Source organism: Tardiphaga sp. GW822-FHT04G09 (assembly GCF_058800725.1).
On sequence record NZ_JBXAMO010000002.1, the window covers coordinates 409,589 to 428,507 of the forward strand.

Consider the following 18,919-nt stretch of genomic DNA (forward strand, 5'->3'; position numbering starts at 1 on the left):
GAGCTCCTTCTCTCGTCTAGCGACATAAAGCTCGCACCATTCCCGCGGCACAGCCGGACTCCCTCTCCCGCTTGCGGGGGAGGGTCGGGGTGGGGGCCCTTCAGCGCCTCCCTACACCCGCCACTCCAGCACACCATCACCTGCCGTGCTGATCGCGCCGGATGTCCCCACCGGCGTCTTGTCCTGATCCATCAGAAACGCCAGCGTCGCATTGTCCTGCGCCGGCACACGCGCCAGCGCGCGTTCATTGGCTGCGGTGCGCAGGATCACCACGCCGTGCTCGATCTCGCCGCCACGGCCGTAGATCACCGTGAAGCTTTCGACAGTACCGTTGCCCGAGGCCTCGGTCACATATGCTGGAACGGGCTTGCGGTTGCGATCGGCGTCAGCCTGCACATTGGTGTCCTGCGCGATCGCTTCCTTCGGCATATCCTTCGACACCACCAGCGCATGGTGTTTGGTGACGAAGCCGCCTTGCGCGTAGAGCAGTCCCGTCCTGGTGCCGGCGCGGATCTTGCGCACCATCGCGCAGGCGGCATGGGCCATGTAGTCATTGAGTGGGGCGCCAAAAAAGGTGAGACCGCCCGTCACCGTCGGCTGTACGTCGGCGCCGAGGCCGAGGGTGCGGCGGGCCATCTTCGGCACGCAGGGGAAACAGCTATAGAGCTCGATGGCGCCGAAATTCTTGCCGGAGCCGCCGACCAGATCCATCGCGGCTTTCAGCACGGCGTTCTGCGCGTGGCTTTCCACATACTGATCGCGATCGAGATAGTCGCGCGGCTCTTCAGCCGAGGCACCGCCCCAGATATGCACCATGCGGTCCTCGGGCACGCCGGCGGCACGCGCTTTCGCAAGGCTGGTGACGAGGATAGCGGCCGACTGGTTGACCATAGGATTGGCGACCATCAGCTTGGTATAGGGCCACGCGATCAGCCGGTTGTCGGGTGTCGGTGTGGTGATTTGTTCCGGTGTGTAAGCCTTCTTGATCCATGCCTCGGGATTGGTCGCAGCGACACCCGCATAGCGTGACCAGAGCTCGCCGGATTCGCGATGTGCCTCGCGCGGCGTCTGGCCCCAATGCGCGGCAGAGGCGGCTTCATAGAACGGATAGACCGTGACAGGCTTGGCAACGCCCAGCGCCGTTGCCATCGGCTTCTGGTAGTTGGCGCCGCGCAGCGGCTCCGGCGCATCCTTGGCGAATGGCGTCCAGGGTAGATCAACCTTGGCGCGTTCGGCCTTGGTGGCCGTGCCCTGCGATTCCGCGCCGGTGATTGCTGCCACCTGGGACTCGCCGCGCGCGATGCGCTTTGCGGCTTCATGGATATAGCGGATCGGGCTCTCGCCGCCGACCGGCCCGTAATAAGCGTGCTTCGGCGTGATACCGAGCTTCTCGCTGAGTTGTTTCTCCGGCGCCGTGTAGCGCCAGCTCAGGAAGTTCACGATGTCGAGCGAGTCGATATCGCCAAGCAGCTTGCCGCCGGAATCCTGCTCCGCGCGCTTCAGCGCCTCAAGCATCAGCGCGAGCGGCTCGAGACCCTCCGTGAGCTCCTTCGGATGATCGGAGAACTCGCCGACGCCGACGATGACGGGAATGCGGTCTTCAGCTTGATTGGTCATTTTCTTGTTTCACTTTCTTCAACATCCTCAGCACCTCATCCTGAGGAGCGGCGACTTCGCCGCGTCTCGAAGGATGGCCAAGCCACTCATGGTTCGAGACGCGCGCGAAGGGCGCGCTCCTCACCATGAGGCCGTTTACTCGCTCACCAACATCGTCAGATGCTCGGCGGCCTCTGCGAAATCCTCCTTGAACTCCTGCACAACTGCGCCCGCCGACTTGACGCTGTCAATCAGGCCGACGCCCTGGCCCACGAAATAGCTGACCAGATCCCGTGCCTGCGCATTGCCGGCCGCGGCCGAACGGTCGATAGAGGCGAAGGCGTCGCGACTGATCAGGCTTTGCAGCGGCATGGGGAGTGCGCCTGGGCTATCCTCGCCGCGATCCCAGGCATCGGTCCAGACCGAGCGTAACTGCCGCGCGGGCTTGCCCGTGCGCCCCCTGGAGCGGATTGCATCGCGCGATGACGCGGCAATCATCTTCTCGCGAAAGATTTCGGAGGTTTCGGATTCCGTCGTCGCCAGCCACACCGAGCCCGTCCACACGCCGGCCGCGCCCATCGCCATGCAACCGGCCATCTGCCGTCCCGTCATGATGCCGCCGGCCGCCAGTACGGGCACCTCGCGCATCGGCTTGATCGCCTTGATCACCTCCGGCACCAGCACCATGGTCGAGACCTCGCCGCAATGGCCGCCGGCCTCGGTGCCTTGCGCGACGAGAATATCCACGCCGGCTGCCACCTGGCGGATCGCATGTTCCTTGGCGCCGACCAATGCCGCCACCGGTACGCCATGCGCCTTGCCCATCTCGATCATGGCCTTCGGCGGCACGCCGAGCGCATTGGCGATCAAGCGGATCGGATGATTGAACGAAACGTCGAGCAGACGTAGCGCGGTCTCGCCATCGAAAGGTTGCGGCTGATTGGCCGGCACTTCGGTATGTTTGAGCTCTATGCCGTATCTCTTCAGCAGGCCCCTGGTGAAATCACGATGCACCGGCGTGATGCGGCTCTCCAGCGATTTCCACGTCACATCCTTCTCGCCCGCGGTGGAAATATTCTCCGGGATCAGCACGTCGATGCCATAGGGCTTGCCGTCGACATGATCGTCGATCCACTTCAGTTCCTGCTCCAGCGTCTCCGGTGAATGCACGGTGGCACCGAGGACACCAAAACCTCCGGCGCGGCTGACGGCAGCCACCACGTCGCGGCAGTGGCTGAACGCGAGCAGTGGAAAATCGATGCCCAGCATCTCGCAGATCGGTGACTTCATCGGCGTGTCTCCCTGAATCTCGCATGACCCGCTTCATGCGGCGGGTTCGTGATGAACGCTAGCGTATGGGGAAGGGCGATGCCAAGCGGGCGGCATTCCGTCTGGCAAAATACGCGGCAACGATACCCGATTTCCTGCTTGCGCTTTCGCGTCATGCGGGAAATGCTGGCTGTAACAAGCAAAGCAAAGAATACAGGAGTGAACGCATGGCCGCTGCACAGCCGCAATCTGTCTCACATCACAATGCGCGCATTGATGTCGTGGTCGTCGGCGCCGGGTTCGCGGGGCTTTATCTGCTGCACAAATTGCGTGGCCTCGGCCTTGCCGTGAAGGTGTTCGAACAGGGCGGCGATGTCGGCGGCACCTGGTACTGGAACCGCTATCCCGGCGCGCGCTGCGATGTCGAGAGCATGCAGTACTCCTTTTCGTTCGATGAGGAACTGCAGCAGGAATGGGACTGGAGCGAGCGCTATGCGCCGCAGCCCGAGATTCTGCGCTATGCCGGCCATGTCGCCGATCGCTACGATTTACGGAAGGACATCCAGTTCAACACGACCGTCAAATCTGCAGTCTTCGACGAGCGCGCCAACCGATGGACGGTGACGACCTCCGACGGGCGGACCACCGTCGCGCAGCATGTCGTGCTCGCGACAGGTTGTCTGTCCAACGCGCGGACCCCCGAATTCCGCGGCATGAAGGACTTCAAGGGCAAGGTCTATCACACCGGCAACTGGCCGCATGAGCCGGTCGATTTCACCGGCCTGCGCGTTGGCGTCATCGGCACCGGATCGTCGGCAATCCAGTCGATCCCGCTGATCGCCGAACAGGCAAGCCAGCTTTATGTGTTCCAGCGCACCGCCAATTTCAGCGTGCCGGCGCGCAATGCGCCGCTGACTGATGCTGAACGCAAGTCGTTCCGCGATAACTATCCGGAAATCAGGCGCCGTGCCCGCGAGGAATTCAAGAACGGCATCGTGCAGCCGGTGCCGGACCGTGGCGCGCTCGACGATCCGGAACATGCAAGGCGTAAGAAGTATCACGCGCGCTGGACCTCTGGCGGTCTTACATTTATGGGCGTCTACAATAATCTGGTACTGGATCAGGGCGCCAACGATACGGCCGCCGATTTCATCCGCGAGAGGATTTCAGAGATTGTCAGCGATCCGGAGACGGCGAAACTTCTGCAGCCGAAGGATCATCCGGTCGGCTCCAAACGCATTTGCGTCGATACCGACTATTACGCGACCTTCAACCGCCCGAACGTGAAGCTGGTCGATATCAAGGCTCACCCTATCGAACAGATCCTGCCGCATGCCGTGCGCACCGGCGGCAAGGACTATGAGGTGGACGCGCTGGTGCTTGCCACCGGCTTCGATGCCATGACCGGCTCGGTCGCCAAGATCGATATTCGCGGCCGCGGCGGCCAGACGCTGAACGACAAATGGGCTGAAGGCCCGCGAACCTATCTCGGTCTGATGAGCGCGGGCTTCCCGAACCTGTTTATCGTCACCGGTCCCGGCTCGCCCTCGGTGCTGTCAAACATGATCGTGTCCATCGAGCAGCATGTCGACTGGATTAGCGATTGCCTCGCTTATATGCGCGACCGCGGCGCCGAGGTCATGGAGGCAACGCATCCCGCCGAGGACAAATGGGTCGCGCATGTCAACGAGGTGGCGGCCGGCACGCTCTATCCGCAGGCCAATTCCTGGTACATGGGGGCCAACATCCCCGGTAAGCCGCAGATTTTCATGCCCTATATCGGGGGCGTCGGGGTCTACCGGCAGATCTGCAACGAAGTCGCCGCGAAGGATTATGAGGGGTTTGCGATGACGGTCGGGGCGAAGCCGCGGGAGGCCGTGGCGTCGTAGAGTCGTGGAGGAGGGCGAGAGACTGCGCTCTCCCGGTTGTCATGGCCGGGCTTGACCGGGCCAACCATCTTCATGGGGTGCAGGGGGCAAAGACGGATGCCCGGATCAAGTCCGGGCATGACAGCGTTTGTGGTTAGAACGCCGTATACCCGCCGTCGATCACGAATGTATCCGCTGTGTGATACGACGATGCCTTGCTCATCAGATAGACCGCGATGCCGCCGAAATCCGAGGGCTCGCCGAAGCGGCGCACCGGGATGCGCGGCATCACATTCGCGACGAATTTTTCGTTGCCCATGATCCCCGCCGTCATGTCGCTCTTGATCCAGCCGGGCAGGATCGCATTCGCTGTCACGCCCTGCCGCGCCAGTTCGACCGCCAGTGCGCGCACCAGCGCGTTGATCGCCGCCTTGGTCGCCGCATAGTGCTCGTTGCGCGCAGTGCCGAAGATCGACGCGAGGCTCGATGTCGCCACCAGCCGCCCGAATTTGTCGCCGGCCTCGGCGCGTTCCGTCATGTGCCGCGCGGCGACCTGGAAGGCATGGAAGACGCCGTCCAGATTGGTGGCGAACATGGTGCGCCACTGTTCTTCGGTGCGGTCGATGAAATTGTGCCGGCCACCGCCGCCGATGCCGGCATTGGCGAAGCAGCCATCGACACGGCCGAATTTTTTGAGCGTGGCATCCATGGCCGACTTCACCGAGGCGGTGTCGGTAACGTCGCAGACCAGCGTGTCGACCTTGCCGGTGCAATCCGCCATGCTGGCAGCCGCCGCCTTGTTCTTCTCGGCATTGCGGCCCCAGATCGAGACGTTGCAACCGGCGGTGGCCAGCGCCTGCGCGATGCCGAGGCCGATGCCGCCATTGCCGCCGGTGATGACGGCCACGCGGCCGCTGAGGTCGAAAATGTGTGTTGGCGTTGCCATGTCAGCGTTTCCATGTTTGGCGCACGTTATGCCGTGCGTCCGTTGGTGGGCTGGTGTTCCCCAGGAAGCATGGACAAGCGCGTCTGAAAAATCAAATATGCCGCCCGACATACAAAGCTTCCACACCGCGGAATAAACACGCGGATCATCCCGTGAGGAAACCATGCAGTTCAAACACGTCACGCTCGATTTCGACGGCAATGTCGCCATCCTGAAGCTCGATCATCAGGAGGTCATGAACGCGGTCTCGGTCGACATGCTCGGCGGCCTCGGCGAGGCGCTGGACGAGATCGATGATCGCAAGGCGGATGTGCGCTGCGTGGTCCTCACCGGCGCCGGCCGTGCCTTCTGCACGGGCGCCAATCTTCAGGGGCGCAACAATCAGCTCACAAAGGCGCGCAGCAATGCCGGCGCCACGCTGGAGACTGCCTTCCATCCGTTCCTGCGCCGGCTGCAGAACCTGCATTGCCCGATCGTTACCGCGGTGAATGGCCCCGCCGCCGGCGCCGGCATGAGCTTCGCGCTGATGGGCGATCTCATTCTGTGTGCGCGCTCGTCCTATTTCCTGCAGGCGTTCCGCCGTATCGGTCTGGTGCCGGATTGCGGCTCGACCTGGATTCTGCCCCGCCTGATCGGCAAGGCGCGTTCGGTCGAACTGTCGTTGCTTGGTGAAAGGTTGCCGGCCGAAAAGGCGCTGGAATGGGGCCTCGTCAATCGTGTCTATGATGATGCGGCGCTGATGGATGAAACCATGAAGCTCGCCCATGAACTCGCCAACGGCCCGACCATCGCACTGTCGCTGATCCGCAAGCTCTACTGGGAAAGCCCGGAGAATTCCTTCGAGGACCAGATCAATCTCGAGGTCAAATCGCAGCGCGCCGCCGGCGCTTCGCCGGATTTCAAGGAAGGCGTTGCGGCGTTCCTGGAAAAACGTCCGGCCAAGTTCACGGGCCAGTAAGCCTTGAGCGCGGCGTCCGTCGCGGAGCTTTTGGCGCGCAGTGCGGTGGCGTGGTGCCCCGGCGCGACGGGCGTGGCGTCGGCAACACGGCTGTCCGGTGGCGCCAGTCAGGAGACGTGGTCGTTCGATATCACGCATCCCGATGGTGCCATCGGCGCCATCCTGCGCCGCGCGCCGCCCGGCTATGGCGCGGCGCCCGGCCGTGCTGCGGGTCTCGATGCCGAAGCGGTGCTGATGCAGCTTGCGCATGATGCCGGCGTGCCGTCGCCGAAGGTGCTGCATGTTCTCGAACCGGATGAGGATCTGGGAACGGGCTTCATCATGCAGCGAGTCGCTGGGGAAACCATCCCGCGCAAGATCTTGCGTGACAACGAATTCGCGCAAGCGCGCCCAAAACTCGCGCAACAGTGTGGCGGAATCCTCGCCGGCATCCATGGTCTCGATATTGCAGCACTGCCGCAGCTGCGACGCATGACGGCCGCGATTGAAATTTCCGATATTGCCAGGGAAATTGATGGGTTTAACTGGCCAAGGCCGGTTTTCGCACTGGCACTGCGCTGGTTGCGTGATCACGATCCCGGCCCGTCCGAGCGCGTCACTCTGGTGCACGGCGATTTTCGTCACGGCAATCTGATGATCGGGCCCGATGGCGTGTGCGCAGTGCTGGACTGGGAGCTCGCGCATCTCGGCGATCCCATGGAGGATCTCGGCTGGATCTGCGTCAATTCATGGCGCTTTGGAGCGATCGACAAACCGGTCGGTGGTTTCGGCGCCTATGAGGATTTGTTCGCAGCTTACGAGGCGGCGTCGGGCATCAAGGTCGATGCCGAACGCGTAAAGTTCTGGGAAGTGATGGGCACACTGCGCTGGGGCGTGATGTGCGTCGGGATGATGCAGCGATTTCGACTGGGGCCGGATCATTCGATGGAGCGGGCGATGATTGGGCGGCGCTCGTCGGAAACCGAGATTGATCTGTTGCGGCTTCTTGCTCCGCGCGCATGATCCCGAAAAATGGTTGCCGGTTTTCGGATTGGATCATGCGAAAGCAAAAGGGGGAGTGATGCAGGACGAACCGAGGCCGGACGAACTCGTCAAAGCCGTCGCGGATTTCCTGCGCAACGACATCACGCCGCAGCTGTCCGGTCATGCGGCGTTCAAGCTGCGCGTCGCAATCAATGCGCTCGATCTGGTGACGCGGCAATTGACGCTGGAAGGTGCGAGCAATGCGAGCGAGGCCGCAAGCCTCTCGGCACTGCTGGGCACCACGGGATCGCTCAACGAACTCAATCAAATACTCGCCGCGCGCATTGCGAGCGGTGAGGCTGATCTCGATACGCCCGGTGTGAAGGATCACCTGTGGCAGACGACGCTGGCGAAACTCGCGGTCGATCAGCCGAATTATGCGGCGTATCAACGGGAGCTGAAAAAATAGGGTGGGCACGGCGCAAGCGCGCCTTTGCCCACCCTGCGGCTGAAGCTACTTCCCCTTCCAGTTCGGCTTGCGCTTCTCCGAAAATGCCTTCGGTCCTTCGACATAGTCTTCCGACGCCGCCATTGCCTTCACCGCGGGATATTCGCGCTGTTCGGTGATCGCCTGTTCAAGCGACACTGCCATGCCCTTCTGGATTGCCTGCTTGGAGGCGCGGATCGACATCGGTGAGTTCTGGCAGATGGTCTCGGCCCAGCGCAGCGCGGCATTCAAGGCCTCGCCCTGCGGCACCACTTCATTGACGAAGCCGAGTTCATAACCTTCCTGGGGCTTCACGTGGCGTGCCGTGAGGATCATGCCCATGGCGCGCTTCATGCCGATCTGGCGTGGCAGGCGCTGCAACCCGCCGGCCAAAGCGGCGAGGCCGACGCGTGGTTCCGGCAGCGCGAAGGTCGCATTCTCGGCGGCGATGATCAGGTCGCAGGCCAGCGCGATCTCGAAGCCGCCGCCCATGGCGACGCCGTTCACAGCAGCGATGATCGGCTTGTCGCAATCGAAGCGTGCTGTGAGGCCGGCGAAGCCCGACGTGTTCCAGCCGCGCTTGCCGCCGGCGGCCTGCCATTTCAGATCGTTGCCGGCGCAGAACGCCTTGTCGCCCGCTCCGGTGACGATCGCCACCCACTGGTCGGGATCGGCGGCGAAGTCGTTGAACACCTCGTGCAGCTCGTTATGCGCGTCGGTGTGCAGCGCGTTGTAAACTTCCGGGCGTGACAGCGTCACGATGGTGATCGGTCCCTTGCGGGTCACGGTTGAGAATTGCAGAGCCATCGCGGCCTCCCTCTTGTTTTTCGTTGCGCAGAATATTTGCGGCCGGGCCGTGCGTGACTTGCCGCGCTTGACTTGATCGAACGATGCCATCTTAATCGCCCGATTAACAAGAGCAACAAAGCTCATCAAAACAATCGGGAGAGCGCCTTGGATTTTTCCTTGCCGGCCGATCTGGTCGCCTATCTCGCCGAACTCGATAGCTTCATCCTGCGCGAGATCAAGCCGATGGAAGACGCGGACGATAACATCCGTTTCTTCGACCATCGTCGCGAATGGGCGCGCACCGATTTCGACAATGGCGGGTTGCCTCGGCACGAATGGGAAGCGCTGCTGCGCCAGGCAAAGAACCGCGCCGACAAGGCCGGCCATCTCCGCTTCGCAATCCCGAAGCGCTATGGCGGCAAGGACGGCAGCAATCTCTGGATGGCGGTGATCCGCGAGCATTTCGCCGCCAAGGGTCTTGGTCTGCACAACGATCTGCAGAACGAACACTCCATTGTCGGGAATCTGCCGCTGGTGACGATGCTGGATCGCTATGGCCGCGACGACCAGAAGGAGATGATCGAAGGCTCCATCACCGGCAAGTATCGCATCACCTTTGGGCTCACGGAGCCCGAGCACGGCTCGGACGCCACGCATATGGAGACGACGGCGGTCGAGGCGACACGAGACGGCGTCAAGGGCTGGGTCATCAACGGCGAGAAGATGTGGACCACCGGCATGCATGTGGCCACGCATTGCGCGCTGTTCGCGCGAACGTCGGGGAATGACGGGGATGCGCGCGGCATCACCTGTTTCCTGGTGCCGGCCAAGGCCGCAGGCGTGAAGATCGAAGAATATATGTGGACCTTCAACATGCCCACGGACCATCCGCGTGTCTCGTTCACCGATGTGTTCGTGCCGGACGATGCGCTGTTCGGCGAGATTGGCCGCGGGTTATCGCTGGCGCAGTGTTTCGTACATGAGAACCGCATCCGCCAGGCTGCGAGCTCGCTGGGGGCGGCTGTCTATTGCATCAATGAGAGCGTGAAATACGCGCGCGAGCGAAAGCCGTTCGGCGAGGAACTGGCGCGCAACCAGGGCATCCAGTTTCCATTGGTCGAACTGGCGACGCAGGCAGAGATGCTGCGGCTGCTGATCCGCAAGACCGCATGGGAGATGGACCAGCTCACCCAGGCCCAGGTCGAGCACACGCTGTCCGACAAGGTGTCCATGTGTAACTACTGGGCCAACCGGCTGTGCTGCGAGTCCGCCGATCGCGCGATGCAGGTGCATGGCGGCATGGGCTATTCACGCCACAAGCCATTCGAGCACATCTATCGCCACCACCGTCGCTATCGCATTACGGAAGGCAGCGAGGAAATCCAGAAGCGCAAGGTCGCGGGATTCCTGTTCGGCTATATGGGCGCGGGGAAGCATTGAAATCGCGATTGTCCTAGGATGGGTGGAGCGCAGCAAAACCCATCTTTTGGTCGTGTGTGATTGATGGGTTTCGCGAACACGCTGCACCCATCCTGCGACTAGTTGATATGACCCGGAATTTCCGTAGGTGAAGTCACCAGATGCCGGGCGCCCGCGGAGGTCAGCTCCTCGCGGCCGCCATAACCATAGAGCACGCCGATTCCCGGAATGCCGTTATTCGCGGCGCCGATGATGTCGTGCTTGCGGTCGCCGATCATTATGGCCCGGGCGGGATCGGTGGAGGTCTCGTCCAGCGCGTAGCGAAGCAGATCGCTTTTGTCGACGCGGGTACCGTCGAGTTCCGAGCCGAATACGTGCGTGAAATACTTGCGCAGGCCGAAGTGCTCGACGATGCGGTCGGCAAATACATGCGGTTTGCTGGTCGCGACAAAGAGCCGGCGGCCGGAAGTATGAAGCGTCTCTAGCGTCGCGGTGATGCCGTCATAGAGCGTATTCTCGAACAGTCCGATCGTACCGAAGCGTTCGCGATAGAGTTCGACGCCGCGATCGGCGTCTTTCTCGCCGCCAAGCAGTGCCACGAAGCTGGCGCGCAACGGCGGCCCGATGCACCAGGTCAGTTCGTCCTGGCTGGGAACGGGGATGCCGAGCTTATCGAGCGCATACTGGATCGAGCCCGTAATGCCGATCTTGGGATCGGTGAGCGTCCCGTCGAGATCGAAAAAGACAGTGTCGATCACATGTTGCTTCATCTAGTTCGCATACCTTGCGGTGAGGTCGCGCGAGATCCGCGAGCCTTCGTCGATATAGCGGCGGATCGCGATAGTCGCGGCAGGTGTGCAGGTCCGGTAGGTCTGCTGGAAGCCGTTATAGCCGCGGTTGAAGCCGGCGATCATGCGGGCGCGGCGCTCGCCGGACGGCGTCTCGGCGTCGACCAGCGCCTGCATCTCGTTGCGCCACTTGTTGCCTTCGTTATTGCCGCAAATGCCGCGCAGGTAATGCAGCGCGCCGAGGATCTCCGACATCCGCTGCAGATCGTTGTCGAATGGCGCAGCCGCGTCCTGCCCCCGGGCAGAGCCAGCGCAGATCGTCACAACGGTCAGAATGAGGAGCAGATGCTTCAACATGAATGGTCCTGGAACCCGGCTGATATGCCTTTTCAAGCCGTCTGAAGCAAGGCAACGCTGCCGCAGCGGCAAGGAGCTATCTATGGTCCGACCAGGTCTTCCGCCATGGCAAGGATCGGACCGAGGCCATCGGTGGTCTTGAAAGCGCCGAGATCGTCCGGCGCGACCCACTGGAAATCGTCGAGTTCGTCGTTCAGCCTGGGTTCGCCAGCCACCCAGCGTGCGGCAAAGGACATGATCAGGTAATGCCCGGCCACCTTGTCGTTCGGCAGCACTTCGCGAAAGCCGGACAGGCCGACAATGTCGATGGTCAGCCCGGTCTCCTCCATCACTTCGCGCGCGAGGGCGACGGCGAGGGATTCGCCGAATTCCACGCGCCCGCCGGGGAGCGAATAGAAGCCCTTGCCGGGCGAGCGGGCGCGGCGGACCAGCAGCACCTTGCCGTCCCGGAAGATGGCGGCGCTGGTGGCGAGTTGCGGATGGGCGGGAGCAGCAATGGTCACGAGGTCACTGGGCCATGATGCTGTCAACGTTGGATTCCTGATCGCGGCCGTTGATGACGCCGCCGGCGGTTCCGACCATCGGCTTGACCCAGCCGGCAGCCTGTTCGGCCAGCATCGCGCGGGTGCGATCCTGCTGCACGGTGCGCATGGCGTCACCGACGGTGATCAGGATCTGCGTCATGTTCGTGACCAGCGCGTCGAATTCGGCGCGGATATCGGGGCGTGCAGCCTCATAGGAAGCGATGGCGAGATCGCGTGCCTTGAAGTTGGATTTGATGAAGTGCTCGGCATAGCTGAGCGGCTGCCACTCCAGAAACAGCTCATAGCAGTCCGGCATGTCCGGGATCAGCTCAAGCAGCATGATGGCTTCGTTGAAGTGATTCAGATAATCGGTCGCCAGACCCGTGCGTGGATTGATGTTCGCGGCCATCAGTTCAGCGGCGGACGCGACCGGGCCAGCACCGGCGCCGGCCAGGTCGTGATGGTCATGCTGCGCCGGTTGCAGGGCCGTCAGGGTCATGTGTCGCACTGTTGGTGTTTCGGGTTAAAACCGCCTGAACAAGGATTGCGGATCGAGAATGTGTGGGCGGTTTGTCATTACGTCGGCGCCGGAAGCGTTACGGCAGGTATTCGGCTATATTGAGCAGCCGAACTTCCCTGCCAGATACAATGTTGCGCCGACGCAGCCGGTTCCCGTTGTCATCGTTGAAAACGGATCCCGGCATTTCCGTCTGATGCGATGGGGCCTTTTGCCCTCCTGGGTCAAGGACCCGCGGAAGTTTACGCTTCTGATTAATGCACGCGCCGAGACGGTACAAGAAAAGCCTGCCTTCAAAAACGCGATTCGCCGCCGACGCTGTCTGATTCCGGCCGATGGTTACTACGAATGGCAAAATCGCGGTGAACGCAAACAACCGTATTTTATCCATCCACATGCAGGAGGTCCGATGGGCTTCGCGGGTCTTGCCGAAACCTGGATGGGCCCGAACGGTGAAGAAGTCGACACGGTTGCGATCATTACTGCGGAAGCCAGCACGGGCATGTCGGTTCTGCACCATCGCGTACCGGTGACGATCGCGCCCGATCATTTCGGCCGGTGGCTCGATTGCAGTGCGGATAGCGCATCTGACGTGATGACGATGCTCGCCGCACCCGGAGACGGCACCTTCGCCTGGCATCCGGTGGCGATGGCCGTCAACAAGGTGGCCAATGACGATGCACAGCTCATCCTGCCGATCTCGGCAGAGGAAGCTGCTGTGGAGCAGGTGAAGCCGTTGCGGGCGCCGCGCAAGGTGATAGTGAGCGAGGACGACGGTCAGGGCTCGTTGTTTTGACAGCAGGACGGGTAGAGCGTCTTCGCGAAACCCATCCTTGCTTTTCGCTACGCTCCACCCATCCAACAATTGCGACCTACGGCGTCAGGGGCCGGCCATCGAGCCACTTGGCATAGATCACGCGTTTCTGTTCGCCATAGCCGAGCGACTCGTAGAATGCCTGCACCTTGGTGTTATCCGAGCGCACCATCAGCTGCATTTTCTCGATACCGCGTTCGCGCAGCCAGTCTTCGGCTGCCGTCATGATGCCGCGGCCGAAATCCTGGCGCTGATGGTCCGGATCGACCGAGACGTAATAGACCCAGCCGCGATGGCCGTCATGGCCGACGAGTACGGAGGCGACGATGGTCCTTCCCTTGCGGCCGACCAGCACATCGGCATTGGTGCCGGCGCGCGCCAGCCGGATATCGGCTTCCGGATCGTTCCAGGGCCGCACCAGTCCGCAGCGCAGCCAGAGCTGGATGACTGCCTGAATATCGGTGTCGACGAGCCGGGCAACTTTCAATGTTGCACCGGCAGCAGCACCTTGCCCGGATTGAGGATGTTCAGTGGGTCCAGCATGGTCTTCAGGCTGCGCATCAGCTCGATGGCGACGGGGTCCTTCACCGAGGGCAGCTCAGCCGCCTTCATCTGGCCGATGCCGTGTTCGGCGGAGATCGAACCGCCCATGCGCAGCACGACCTCGAAGACGACTTCGTTGACGTCATGCCAGCGCGCCAGGAATTTCTCGCGGCCGTCGCTGTCCCCGAGCGTCTCCTTGGGCTGCGTGACATTGTAGTGGATGTTGCCGTCGCCGAGATGGCCGAACGGCACCGGCCGCGCGCCGGGCATCAGCTTCACGACGGCTGCGTTGGCTTCAGCAATGAAGGCAGGTACCGATGCGACGGGGACCGAGATGTCGTGCTTGATCGAGCCGCCTTCCGGCTTCTGCGCCGGCGAGATTTCCTCGCGCAGTTTCCAGAACGCCTGCCGCTGGGCGATATTCTCGGCGATCACGGCATCGTCGACGATGCCGTCTTCCATGCCGCGCTCCAGGATCGCTTCCAGCGTGGCGCGCGCGTCGTCGCGTCCCGAGGACAATTCCATCAGCACATACCAGGCGTGCTTGCCGGCGAGGGGATCGCGAATGCCGATGCCGTGGCGGACGCTGAAATCCACCGCGATATCGGCGATCAGTTCGAAGCTCGTGAGATTGCCGGCGGCCTCGGAGCGCGAGATGCCGAGCAGCTTCAGCGCATCGTCCGGCGATTTCAGGCCGACAAAGGCCGTCTCGACCGCGCGCGGCTTCGGAAACAGTTTCAGCGTTGCGGCGGTGATGATGCCCAGCGAGCCCTCGGCGCCGATGAAGATGTTGCGCAGGTCGTAACCGGTGTTGTCCTTCTTCAGCTTCGACAGGCCGTTGAGAATGCGGCCATCGGCCAGCACCACTTCGAGGCCCAGCGCCATCTCGCGCGCCACGCCATAGGCGAGCGCCGTGGTGCCGCCGGCATTGCTGGAGAGATTGCCGCCGATGGTGCAGCTCCCCTCGGAGCCCAGCGACAGCGGGAACAGCCGGTCGGCTTCCGCGGCGCGCTGCTGCGCGACCTGCAGCACGAGGCCGGCTTCCACCGTCATGGTGTTGGACGAGGTGTCCAGATCGCGCACCTTGTCCATCCGGCGCATCGACAGCACCACCTCGCCGCCATAGGGCGTCTGGCCGCCGACGAGGCCGGTATTGCCGCCCTGCGGCACCAGCGCGGTGCGCGTCTCGGTGGCGAGTTTGCAGATCGCGGCGACTTCAGCCGTCGAGCCCGGGCGCAGCACCAGCGGTGACGTGCCGAAGAACAGGTTGCGATCCTCGGTGACGTATTGATGCACATCGGCCTGATCGGTGATGGCGTATTTGTCGCCGACGATGGCCCGGAAGCGCGCGATGGTTTCGGGGGAGAGCGTGGGCGGCTTCGGCTGGACGATATTCATAACTATTCCCTTGGATATTTTCTTGGCGCGTTTCTTGGTCTCGCGTTCGATTTACACGGCGGCGCGGCGCAGCCGGTCGTTGATGGCTTCGCCGAGCCCGTGGTTCGGCACCGGCATCACCGCGATACTGGTGGCGCCCGAAGCGACGGCAGCTGCGTCGAGCGCGCGAAGATAGCCGAAAAGATTGGTGGCGGCTTCCTCGAGATCGCCTTGTTCAGACAAATTCAGGATAGCGGCGGCGCCCTCCATACCCGGCAGCGGGGCCGATCCGAAGGCCAGCAAGGCCTCACCGGGGCTGACGGCCTCGGCCAGCAGCCGCACCCGTGTCCGCGGCGCGTAATGCGAGGCCAGCATGCCCGGCGCCAGCGGCTGGTTTGTATCGCTCGCGGGTTCGTCCGGCGGGCTTGCCAGCGGCTGACCCAAGACCCGCTCGATCGCCTCGCGCGGCAGGCCGCCCGGCCGCAGCAGCATCGGCTGGTCGAAACAACCGACGATGGTGGATTCAACGCCCACCTCAACCGGCCCGCCATCGAGAATCATGTCGATCCGGCCCTCCAGATCGCTCAGCACATGGGCTGCGGTGGTCGGCGAGACGTGTCCGGAGATATTGGCCGATGGCGCCACCACGGCACCGCCAAAGGCCTGCAGCAGCGCGTGGGCCACGGGATGCGCCGGTACGCGGATGGCGACCGTATCGAGCCCGGCGGTGGCCAGGTCGGCAACCGGGCAATCCGCCGCCTTGGGCAGCACCAGCGTCAGCGGTCCCGGCCAGAACGCTTCGGCCAGCGCCAGCGCGCGCGCATCGAAGCGGGCAATGCGCCGGGCAGCGGCGAGATCGGCCACATGGGCGATCAGCGGATTGAACGACGGCCGGCCCTTGGCCTCATAGATCCCCGCCACGGCCCGCGGATTGGCCGCATCCGCGCCGAGCCCGTAGACCGTCTCGGTGGGGAACGCCAGCAGCCCGCCTGCGCGCAGGCAGCGCGCCGCCTCCACAATATGGGCGGTGTCGGCAGGGCTCATCCGGGTTGTCAGGCCTGTGGCCATGCAGGGCAGATCCTTGTTCTGGAAAATCGGTCAGGCTTCTTTACCGGGGTTCTTGCAGGATGCGAAACCCAAGGCTATAAGCCGCGCTCTTAGTCGGAGTGTGGCTCAGCCCGGTAGAGCACTGCGTTCGGGACGCAGGGGTCGCAGGTTCGAATCCTGCCACTCCGACCATGATTTCAATGGCTTAGCGCTCACTTGCAGCGCCCCTATTGGCCAGAATCTCCCGATTTTCATCCATCGGCTCACCGGCGATGTTCGGTGCGGCGGCGTGATCGCGCGCGGTGGAATCGCCGAATTCCGCCCCCACATATGCAGTCCCATGCGTCGCGCCGGCGTCCGCTTGGCATCATTTCTCGCCGAGAGATAAGCCTTCCCTGATGACCCCACCCAATGCCCTCCGCGATTTCGTTGATCGCCACGACCGTCTTTTTGTCCTGACCGGTGCCGGCTGCAGCACCAATTCGGGTATTCCCGACTATCGTGACACCGACGGCAACTGGAAGCGGACGCAGCCCGTGACGTTTCAGGCGTTCATGGGCGAGGAACTGACGCGGCAGCGCTACTGGGCACGCAGCCTCATCGGCTGGCGGCGGTTTGGCCAGGCGCGGCCGAACGATGCGCATCACGCATTGGTGCGCCTCGAACAGCTCGGCAAATGCGAGGTGCTGCTCACCCAGAATGTCGATCGGCTGCATCAGGTCGCCGGCAGCACGGGGGTGATCGACCTTCATGGCCGGCTCGATCTTGTTCGCTGCATGGGATGTGAACGCCGCATCCAGCGCGACGAGTTTCAGCATGAGATGGGTCGCTTGAACGCAGGATGGCTCGACCTCGATGCGGCCGTCGCGCCTGATGGCGATGCCGATCTGGAGGGCGTTGATTTCGCGTCTTTCGTGGTGCCGGCCTGCACGCAGTGTGGCGGCATCCTCAAGCCGGACGTGGTGTTCTTCGGTGAGAACGTGCCGCGCGACTTCGTCGATGCTGCGCTCGGCCATCTGCACAAGGCCGACGCTATGCTGATCGTCGGCTCATCGCTGATGGTGTATTCGGGCTTTCGCTTCGTTCAGGCCGCTGTGCGTGCCGGGATCCCCATCGCGGCGATCAATCTCGGCCGCACGCGCGCCGATGAATTTCTCAGCTTCAAGGTCGAAGACCGCTGCGAGGATGCGCTGACGTTCCTGTTGTAGCGGCGGCGATGGCCGCGGAGACAAGCGGCGGCAGCTTAGGCCGCAAGGTCCCACAGACGTGGACAGCCGCGCAAAACCACGGCCCGGCCCGTAGGTGTCAGCGTCGGATCAGTGTCCGACAGCGCGACGAGCCCCATCGCAACCAGCTGATCGAGAACGTAACGGTTCAGCCGAACGGGCAGGCCGGCTGGGCGGAGTGCCCGCAGCGTGTCCCATTGATTTTCGGTGAGCTGATATTCGGTCTCGGTCGACATGGTGTCCTGCTTAGGTCAATCAATTCAGTGTGGGTGGCTTACGAGCGTCGCATGAATTTGATGCGACAACGCGACGGCTAAATCTGGGAATCACCGGATTGTTAGGCGATGCCAAGGCGCTGCTTTTGCGCAGCTGTCACATGGACGTGCAACAGAACGCGCAAACACAAGCGCGAATCACGGCGTGCTCAGACCTAATGAAAAGTGGAACGATGTGCCACCCGCATTGAGAAATATCATTCAGCTGATGCGCGCGCGCCTCAGCTGGGGATGGCTTGGCGCAATCCTTAGCATAGCGATCGCGACCATTGCGTTTATGGCGCTGACCAGGGCGCTCAAGGGCGTGGATTTCGCCCATGTGCTGGCGGCGATGCAGACGGTGCAGCCGACGAGCATTGCGCTCTCGCTGTCCCTGGTGGCGATCTCCTATGGCAGTCTGACGCTGTATGACTGGCTGGCGCTGCAGATGATCGGGCGGGGGGACATTCCCTTCAGGATTGCAGCGCTGGCCAATTTCACCAGCTATCCCATCTCGCACGGCACCGGCGCCGTGCTGCTGGTCTCATCGGCGGTGCGCTACCGGATCTATGCACCACATGGCATCGGTCCTGCCGGCGTCGCGCGTATCTGCTTCCTGACCGGACTCACCTTCTGGCTCGGCAATCTCACCGCGCTGGCGCTCAGCACCCTGCATGAGCCGGGCGCCATCAGCCGGATCGATCAGCTCTCGCCCGAGATCAACCGCTTCATCGCTGTCGCAATTCTCGTGGGCATCGTCGCCTATGTCGCCTGGACGTGGAACGGTATGCGGACGCTCGGCGGCCGCAACTGGTCGGTGCCGGTGCCCAGCGGGCGCAACGTGTTCTTTCAGATCGGCATCGGGCTCGTCGATCTCGGGGCGGCGGCGCTGGCGATGTATGTGCTGATCCCCGAAACGATGGATATCGGCGTCGCGCAGGTGATCGTCGTCTTCATCGCTGCGACGCTGTTGGGATTCGCCAGCCACGCACCCGCGGGCATTGGTGTGTTCGACGCAACGATCCTGGTCGGGCTCGGCGGCGAACATACTGAAAAACTGCTGGCCGTGCTGCTGCTGTTCCGGCTGTTCTACCACCTGATCCCGTTCGTGCTGTCGCTGGCGCTGTTCGGCGCCGTCGAGGCCTATCGGAATGTGAACAGACGCAAGCTGGCCTGA

Annotated in this window: 20 protein-coding genes and 1 tRNA gene; 9 read left to right on the top strand and 12 right to left on the bottom strand. The window is 62.8% G+C overall.

Features of this window, described 5'->3' with window-relative positions; genetic code table 11:
- Positions 1-111: 111 nt before the first annotated feature.
- The gene (locus AC1RLZ_RS05650; RefSeq protein ID WP_493187813.1) at positions 112-1,617 is read right to left on the bottom strand and encodes an acetyl-CoA acetyltransferase; all 1,506 of its coding nucleotides are present in this window, start codon (positions 1,615-1,617) and stop codon (positions 112-114) included.
- Between the two features lie 135 nt (positions 1,618-1,752).
- Positions 1,753-2,886, bottom strand: a complete 1,134-nt coding sequence (locus tag AC1RLZ_RS05655; protein ID WP_493187814.1) for a nitronate monooxygenase — start codon at positions 2,884-2,886, stop codon at positions 1,753-1,755.
- A gap of 206 nt (positions 2,887-3,092) precedes the next feature.
- Between AC1RLZ_RS05655 and AC1RLZ_RS05660 the strand changes: the two genes are divergently transcribed.
- The gene (locus AC1RLZ_RS05660; RefSeq protein WP_493187815.1) at positions 3,093-4,754 is read left to right on the top strand and encodes a flavin-containing monooxygenase; all 1,662 of its coding nucleotides are present in this window, start codon (positions 3,093-3,095) and stop codon (positions 4,752-4,754) included.
- Positions 4,755-4,887: 133 nt separating this feature from the next.
- Here the strand turns inward: AC1RLZ_RS05660 and AC1RLZ_RS05665 are convergent, their stop codons facing one another.
- Complete coding sequence (locus AC1RLZ_RS05665) at positions 4,888-5,679, bottom strand: SDR family NAD(P)-dependent oxidoreductase (protein WP_371421846.1); 792 nt, start codon at positions 5,677-5,679, stop codon at positions 4,888-4,890.
- Between the two features lie 163 nt (positions 5,680-5,842).
- On the opposite strand from AC1RLZ_RS05665, the gene AC1RLZ_RS05670 reads away from it, so the two are divergent.
- The 3 genes from AC1RLZ_RS05670 to AC1RLZ_RS05680 are packed head-to-tail and all read left to right on the top strand — an operon-like array spanning position 5,843 to position 8,069.
- Positions 5,843-6,637, top strand: coding sequence for an enoyl-CoA hydratase/isomerase (locus tag AC1RLZ_RS05670; RefSeq protein ID WP_493187816.1), 795 nt, complete (start codon positions 5,843-5,845; stop codon positions 6,635-6,637).
- Between the two features lie 3 nt (positions 6,638-6,640).
- Positions 6,641-7,639 (top strand): phosphotransferase family protein, encoded by a 999-nt coding sequence (locus AC1RLZ_RS05675; RefSeq protein ID WP_493187817.1) that lies wholly within the window; start codon positions 6,641-6,643, stop codon positions 7,637-7,639.
- A gap of 58 nt (positions 7,640-7,697) precedes the next feature.
- Complete coding sequence (locus tag AC1RLZ_RS05680) at positions 7,698-8,069, top strand: DUF6285 domain-containing protein (protein ID WP_493187818.1); 372 nt, start codon at positions 7,698-7,700, stop codon at positions 8,067-8,069.
- 45 nt (positions 8,070-8,114) lie between these two features.
- On the opposite strand, the gene AC1RLZ_RS05685 is transcribed toward AC1RLZ_RS05680, so the two are convergent.
- Positions 8,115-8,894 carry an enoyl-CoA hydratase-related protein gene (locus AC1RLZ_RS05685; RefSeq protein ID WP_371421850.1) on the bottom strand — a complete coding sequence of 260 codons (780 nt, stop codon included), beginning with the start codon at positions 8,892-8,894 and terminating at the stop codon, positions 8,115-8,117.
- A 147-nt stretch (positions 8,895-9,041) separates the two neighbouring features.
- Here AC1RLZ_RS05685 and AC1RLZ_RS05690 point away from each other — a divergent pair, with 147 nt between their 5' ends.
- Positions 9,042-10,316 (top strand): acyl-CoA dehydrogenase family protein, encoded by a 1,275-nt coding sequence (locus tag AC1RLZ_RS05690; RefSeq protein ID WP_493187819.1) that lies wholly within the window; start codon positions 9,042-9,044, stop codon positions 10,314-10,316.
- A 98-nt stretch (positions 10,317-10,414) separates the two neighbouring features.
- Here the strand turns inward: AC1RLZ_RS05690 and AC1RLZ_RS05695 are convergent, their stop codons facing one another.
- The 4 genes from AC1RLZ_RS05695 to AC1RLZ_RS05710 all read right to left on the bottom strand — a co-directional run bounded on the left by AC1RLZ_RS05695 (position 10,415) and on the right by AC1RLZ_RS05710 (position 12,463).
- Positions 10,415-11,050 (bottom strand): HAD family hydrolase, encoded by a 636-nt coding sequence (locus tag AC1RLZ_RS05695; protein WP_371421902.1) that lies wholly within the window; start codon positions 11,048-11,050, stop codon positions 10,415-10,417.
- Positions 11,051-11,065: 15 nt separating this feature from the next.
- Positions 11,066-11,440 (bottom strand): TIGR02301 family protein, encoded by a 375-nt coding sequence (locus AC1RLZ_RS05700; RefSeq protein ID WP_371421852.1) that lies wholly within the window; start codon positions 11,438-11,440, stop codon positions 11,066-11,068.
- An 80-nt stretch (positions 11,441-11,520) separates the two neighbouring features.
- A complete protein-coding gene (locus AC1RLZ_RS05705; protein WP_493187820.1) occupies positions 11,521-11,970 on the bottom strand; it encodes an NUDIX hydrolase in 450 nt (149 codons plus the stop codon).
- Positions 11,948-12,463, bottom strand: a complete 516-nt coding sequence (locus AC1RLZ_RS05710; RefSeq protein WP_493187821.1) for a hypothetical protein — start codon at positions 12,461-12,463, stop codon at positions 11,948-11,950. The genes AC1RLZ_RS05705 and AC1RLZ_RS05710 overlap by 23 nt, the downstream gene beginning before the upstream one ends.
- Before the next feature lie 58 nt (positions 12,464-12,521).
- Here AC1RLZ_RS05710 and AC1RLZ_RS05715 point away from each other — a divergent pair, with 58 nt between their 5' ends.
- Positions 12,522-13,277 (top strand): SOS response-associated peptidase, encoded by a 756-nt coding sequence (locus AC1RLZ_RS05715; protein WP_493187822.1) that lies wholly within the window; start codon positions 12,522-12,524, stop codon positions 13,275-13,277.
- A gap of 76 nt (positions 13,278-13,353) precedes the next feature.
- Here AC1RLZ_RS05715 and AC1RLZ_RS05720 read toward each other — a convergent pair whose 3' ends face one another.
- From AC1RLZ_RS05720 to AC1RLZ_RS05730, 3 genes are read right to left on the bottom strand one after another with little or no spacing between them, the layout of a single operon-like run.
- Positions 13,354-13,782: a GNAT family acetyltransferase gene (locus AC1RLZ_RS05720; protein ID WP_493187823.1), complete on the bottom strand. Its 429-nt coding sequence runs from the start codon at positions 13,780-13,782 to the stop codon at positions 13,354-13,356.
- Positions 13,779-15,236: an FAD-binding oxidoreductase gene (locus AC1RLZ_RS05725; RefSeq protein ID WP_493187824.1), complete on the bottom strand. Its 1,458-nt coding sequence runs from the start codon at positions 15,234-15,236 to the stop codon at positions 13,779-13,781. Before AC1RLZ_RS05725 ends, AC1RLZ_RS05720 begins: the two co-directional genes overlap by 4 nt.
- Before the next feature lie 51 nt (positions 15,237-15,287).
- Positions 15,288-16,283, bottom strand: coding sequence for an L-threonylcarbamoyladenylate synthase (locus tag AC1RLZ_RS05730; protein WP_493187825.1), 996 nt, complete (start codon positions 16,281-16,283; stop codon positions 15,288-15,290).
- Between the two features lie 94 nt (positions 16,284-16,377).
- Between AC1RLZ_RS05730 and AC1RLZ_RS05735 the strand changes: the two genes are divergently transcribed.
- Positions 16,378-16,454: transfer RNA gene (locus AC1RLZ_RS05735), tRNA-Pro, on the top strand.
- A gap of 206 nt (positions 16,455-16,660) precedes the next feature.
- On the top strand, positions 16,661-17,470 hold the full coding sequence (locus AC1RLZ_RS05740) for an NAD-dependent protein deacetylase (RefSeq protein ID WP_493187826.1): 810 nt from the start codon (positions 16,661-16,663) through the stop codon (positions 17,468-17,470).
- Positions 17,471-17,505: 35 nt separating this feature from the next.
- Here the strand turns inward: AC1RLZ_RS05740 and AC1RLZ_RS05745 are convergent, their stop codons facing one another.
- Entirely contained in the window at positions 17,506-17,724 is a 219-nt protein-coding gene (locus AC1RLZ_RS05745; RefSeq protein ID WP_493187827.1) for a hypothetical protein, read from the bottom strand.
- A 247-nt stretch (positions 17,725-17,971) separates the two neighbouring features.
- Here AC1RLZ_RS05745 and AC1RLZ_RS05750 point away from each other — a divergent pair, with 247 nt between their 5' ends.
- Positions 17,972-18,919, top strand: coding sequence for a putative bifunctional lysylphosphatidylglycerol flippase/synthetase (locus AC1RLZ_RS05750; protein ID WP_493187828.1), 948 nt, complete (start codon positions 17,972-17,974; stop codon positions 18,917-18,919).